At 47.5% G+C, this 5,183-nt stretch carries 1 protein-coding gene, 2 tRNA genes and 2 rRNA genes; all 5 read right to left on the reverse strand.

The features are described 5' to 3' along the window. Positions 1-13 precede the first annotated feature (13 nt). A 23S ribosomal RNA gene (locus VJJ03_RS11365) occupies positions 14-2,854 on the reverse strand. Between the two features lie 209 nt (positions 2,855-3,063). Then, positions 3,064-3,137 (reverse strand) — tRNA-Ala (locus VJJ03_RS11370). Between the two features lie 135 nt (positions 3,138-3,272). Then, a tRNA-Ile gene (locus VJJ03_RS11375) sits at positions 3,273-3,346 on the reverse strand. Positions 3,347-3,419: 73 nt separating this feature from the next. Further along, a 16S ribosomal RNA gene (locus tag VJJ03_RS11380) occupies positions 3,420-4,933 on the reverse strand. The 16S and 23S rRNA genes sit together here with 2 tRNA genes alongside, the layout of an rRNA operon. A 66-nt stretch (positions 4,934-4,999) precedes the next feature. Continuing rightward, on the reverse strand, positions 5,000-5,183 hold a 184-nt coding region (locus VJJ03_RS11385; protein ID WP_323975683.1), incomplete at its 5' end, for a hypothetical protein.

A 5,183-nucleotide genomic window follows, 5' to 3' on the forward strand; every position in this document is an offset into this window, starting at 1 on the left:
AAAAAGAATTTCGTACAATAAGTCTTCGGGTTATTAGTATCACTCGGCTTTGATGTTACCACCTTTACACCTGTAACCTATCAACGTGGTCATCTCCCACGACCCTCTAAAGAAATCTCATCTTGTGGTGGGTTTCGTACTTATATGCTTTCAGCACTTATCCACTCCTAACTTAGCTACTGAGCTATACCCTTAGGCAGAATAACTCATACACCAGCGGTTAGTCCAACTCGGTCCTCTCGTACTAGAGTCAGCTCCACGCAAATTTCTAACGCCCACAGTAGATAGAGACCGAACTGTCTCACGACGTTCTGAACCCAGCTCGCGTGCCACTTTAATGGGCGAACAGCCCAACCCTTGGAACCTTCTCCAGCCCCAGGATGTGACGAGCCGACATCGAGGTGCCAAACCCCCCCGTCGATGTGAGCTCTTGGGGGAGATCAGCCTGTTATCCCCGGCGTACCTTTTATCCTTTGAGCGATGGCCCTTCCATACGGAACCACCGGATCACTATGCTCTACTTTCGTACCTGATCGACTTGTAGGTCTCTCAGTCAAGCTCCCTTCTGCCATTGCACTCTTCGCACGGTTACCAAGCGTGCTGAGGGAACCTTTAGAAGCCTCCGTTACGCTTTTGGAGGCGACCACCCCAGTCAAACTACCCTCCACGAATTGTCCCCTCCCTTCAAGAGGGTTAGGCCTCAGATAAGCAAAGGGTGGTATTTCAACAACGACTCCACAACTACCAGAATAGCCGATTCAATGTCTCCCACCTATCCTACGCATCACTTATCCAAGGTCAATACGAAGATGTAGTAAAGGTGCACAGGGTCTTTTCGTCCCACTGCGGGTAATCGGCATCTTCACCGATACTACAATTTCACCGAGCTCATGGCCGAGACAGTGTCCAAATCGTTACACCATTCGTGCAGGTCGGAACTTACCCGACAAGGAATTTCGCTACCTTAGGACCGTTATAGTTACGGCCGCCGTTTACTGGGGCTTCAATTCAGACCTTCGCTCAACGCTAAGCCCTCCTCTTAACCTTCCAGCACCGGGCAGGTGTCAGACCCTATACCTCATCTTTCGATTTTGCAGAGTCCTGTGTTTTTGATAAACAGTCGCTTGGACCTCTTCACTGCGACCTATCTCGCGATAGGCGACCTTTCTCCCAAAGTTACAGGTCTATTTTGCCTAGTTCCTTAGCCATGAATCTCTCGAGCGCCTTAGAATTCTCTTCCCGATCACCTGTGTCGGTTTACGGTACGGGTAGTATCTCTCGCTTTTCTTGGAAACGTTGTCTATGCTATCACCTCGGCCGTAGCCTAAGTGTACTATCAGTGCCATAACAACACCTTTAACGCAACTCCGTCTGTGCGCAGCATATATCTCATTCCGTCACTTCTATTGAAATACTAGTACTGGAATATTAACCAGTTGTACATCCACTTCCCCTGAAAGGGTACGCGTTAGTCCCCGACTAACCCTCAGCTGATTAGCATAGCTGAGGAAACCTTGATCTTCCGGCGGGCAGGTTTCTCGCCTGCCTTATCGTTACTTATGCCTACATTTTCTTTTCTATCAGGCTCCACTATAACTCACGTCTTTAGCTTCAATGCCCATAGAATGCTCCCCTACCGGATTATACCTATCGTATATCCCCATAGCTTCGGTAATATGCTTATGCCCGTTTATTCTCCATGCCGAGCCGCTCGACTAGTGAGCTGTTACGCACTCTTTAAATGTATGGCTGCTTCCAAGCCAACATCCTAGCTGTCTATGCAGTTCAACCGCGTTTTTCCAACTTAGCACATATTTGGGGACCTTAGCTGATGGTCCGGGTTCTTTCCCTCTCGGACTTGGACCTTAGCACCCAAGCCCTCACTGCTGTGTAACATTTAATAGCATTCGGAGTTTGTCAGGAATTGGTAGGCGGTGAAACCCCCGCATCCAATCAGTAGCTCTACCTCTATTAAACTTTAGCACAACGCTGCACCTAAATGCATTTCGGGGAGTACGAGCTATTTCCCAGTTTGATTGGCCTTTCACCCCTACCCTCAGGTCATCCGAAGTCTTTTCAACGACAACCAGTCCGGTCCTCCACACTGTGTTACCAGTGCTTCAACCTGCCCAAGGGTAGATCACCAGGTTTCGCGTCTACTCCTACTGACTTCAACGCCCTATTCAGACTCGCTTTCGCTACGAATGCGCACCTTAAGTGCTTATCCTTGCCAGTAACAGTAACTCGTAGGCTCATTATGCAAAAGGCACGCCGTCACGGCCTCAGCCGCTCCGACCGCTTGTAAGCGTATGGTTTCAGGGTCTCTTTCACTCCGTTATTCACGGTGCTTTTCACCTTTCCCTCACGGTACTCGTCCACTATCGGTCTCTCAGGAGTATTTAGCCTTACCGGATGGTCCCGGCTGATTCAGTCAAGGTTCCTCGTGCCCCAACCTACTCAGGATCCTGCTATCACTTATTTATCTTACCTATACGGGACTTTCACCCTCTCTGGTCACGCTTTTCCAAGGTGTTCTAATTCGATAAACAGCAAATCTCGCAGTCCTACAACCCCTGCATTGCCAAAACAATACAGGTTTGGGCTCCTCCCATTTCGCTCGCCACTACTCTGGAAATCACTCTTGTTTTCTTCTCCTCCGCCTACTTAGATGTTTCAGTTCAGCGGGTTCGCCCATCTTACGATGTAGTACACCTCCCGTGTACTGGGTTGCCCCATTCGGATATTTGCGGATCATATCGTATGTGCCAATCCCCGCAACTTCTCGCAGCTTATCACGTCCTTCTTCGCCTCTGAGAGCCTAGGCATCCCCCATACGCCCTTACATAACTTATTGTACTCGTATGTAGTAGTCTCAATGATTAATGGTTAATGCTCAATGGTTAATCATTATTCATTACCGCTTTAATCATTAAAACTTACCTATTCTTTCTTGTATCTACTTGTTTTTCTCTTTGATATCTTATCCAATATGTCAATGAACTTGTCTCTCTTTAAGAATTATAGTTCTATTAAAATTATAGAACTATAGCTCCTTGAGAATCGTGGAGAATAAGGGATTCGAACCCTTGACCCCCTGCGTGCAAGGCAGGTGCTCTAGCCAGCTGAGCTAATTCCCCTTTTGTAGTGAATAGTGTCTAGTGAAAAATGAATATTTAATCTATCTAAATTTACTCTCTCTTCACTCTTCATCCTTCGCTTTTCACTTTACTCGGCTTCTAGAATTTCCTTCTTTTACAGCTCTGTCGCTTTTGTAGTCCCAGGCAGACTCGAACTGCCGACCTCTACATTATCAGTGTAGCGCTCTAACCAGCTGAGCTATGAGACTGCTTTCCTTTTTATTCTTTAATAACACAACACAGATTTAAACTAAGCACCCTCTTCAACAGTCTTTTCTCTAGAAAGGAGGTGTTCCAGCCACACCTTCCGGTACGGCTACCTTGTTACGACTTAGCCCCAGTCACTGGTTTTACCCTAGGTAGCTCCTTGCGGTAACCAACTTCAGGTACTCCCAGCTTCCATGGCTTGACGGGCGGTGTGTACAAGGCCCGGGAACGTATTCACCGCATCATGGCTGATATGCGATTACTAGCGATTCCAGCTTCACGGAGTCGAGTTGCAGACTCCGATCCGAACTGTGACCGTCTTTTAAGATTCGCACCTGCTCACGCAGTAGCTGCTCTCTGTAACGACCATTGTAGCACGTGTGTAGCCCAAGATGTAAGGGCCGTGATGATTTGACGTCATCCCCACCTTCCTCACGGTTTACACCGGCAGTCTCAATAGAGTCCCCACCTTTACGTGCTGGTAACTATCAATAGGGGTTGCGCTCGTTATAGGACTTAACCTGACACCTCACGGCACGAGCTGACGACAACCATGCAGCACCTTGATAACTGTCCGAAGAAATACCCATCTCTAGGTACGTCAGTCACCATTTAAACCTTGGTAAGGTTCCTCGCGTATCATCGAATTAAACCACATGCTCCACCGCTTGTGCGGGCCCCCGTCAATTCCTTTGAGTTTCACACTTGCGTGCGTACTCCCCAGGTGGGATACTTATCACTTTCGCTTAGCCACTCAATATTCCTACCAAACAGCTAGTATCCATCGTTTACAGCGTGGACTACCAGGGTATCTAATCCTGTTCGCTCCCCACGCTCTCGTCTCTCAGCGTCAATTATTTGTTAGTCCCCTGCCTCCGCAATCGGTGTTCTGTGTAATATCTATGCATTTCACCGCTACACTACACATTCCAAAAACTTCACAAATATTCAAGACTACCAGTATCAAAGGCAATTTCCCAGTTAAGCTGAAATATTTCACCCCTGACTTAATAGCCCGCCTACAGACCCTTTAAACCCAATGATTCCGAATAACGCTCGCATCCTCCGTATTACCGCGGCTGCTGGCACGGAGTTAGCCGATGCTTATTCATATGGTACCGTCATCAAAGTACACGTACCCCTTATTCTTCCCATATAAAAGCAGTTTACAACCCATAAGGCCGCCTTCCTGCACGCGGCATGGCTGGTTCAGTCTTCCGACCATTGACCAATATTCCTCACTGCTGCCTCCCGTAGGAGTCTGGTCCCTGTCTCAGTACCAGTGTGGGGGATCTCCCTCTCAGGACCCCTACCTATCGTCGCCTTGGCGAGCCGTTACCTCGCCAACTAGCTAATAGGACGCATGCCCATCTTCCACCATCGTAACTTTAATTGCCAAATGATGCCATCCAACAATATTATGGGATATTAATCCAAATTTCTCCGGGCTATCCCCCTGTGAAAGGTAGGTTGCATACGCGTTACGCACCCGTGCGCCGGTTTCTGCCCCGAAGGGCTTCTCCCTCGACTTGCATGTGTTAGGCCTGCCGCTAGCGTTCATCCTGAGCCAGGATCAAACTCTTCATCGTTATTTCTTTAATCTCTTTTGACTCTCTCCGAAAATCGCCTAGTCTAAATCTTTCTGTGCTGTATTATCAATATTTCTTAATGAACTTTCTCGCTTTATTCGCGGACGCAAAAGTACAACCTTTTTCACAAACTATCAAATCTTTTTTCATTTTTTTTAGTCCGCTTCTTGAACTTAACGCTCCCTTTTTGAAAGCGGGGGCAAAGGTACAACCTTTTTTCAAACTGACAAAACTTTTTTTGAAAAATATT

The sequence above is a fragment of the Capnocytophaga sp. G2 genome (assembly GCF_035282625.1).
Taxonomy (GTDB): domain Bacteria; phylum Bacteroidota; class Bacteroidia; order Flavobacteriales; family Flavobacteriaceae; genus Capnocytophaga.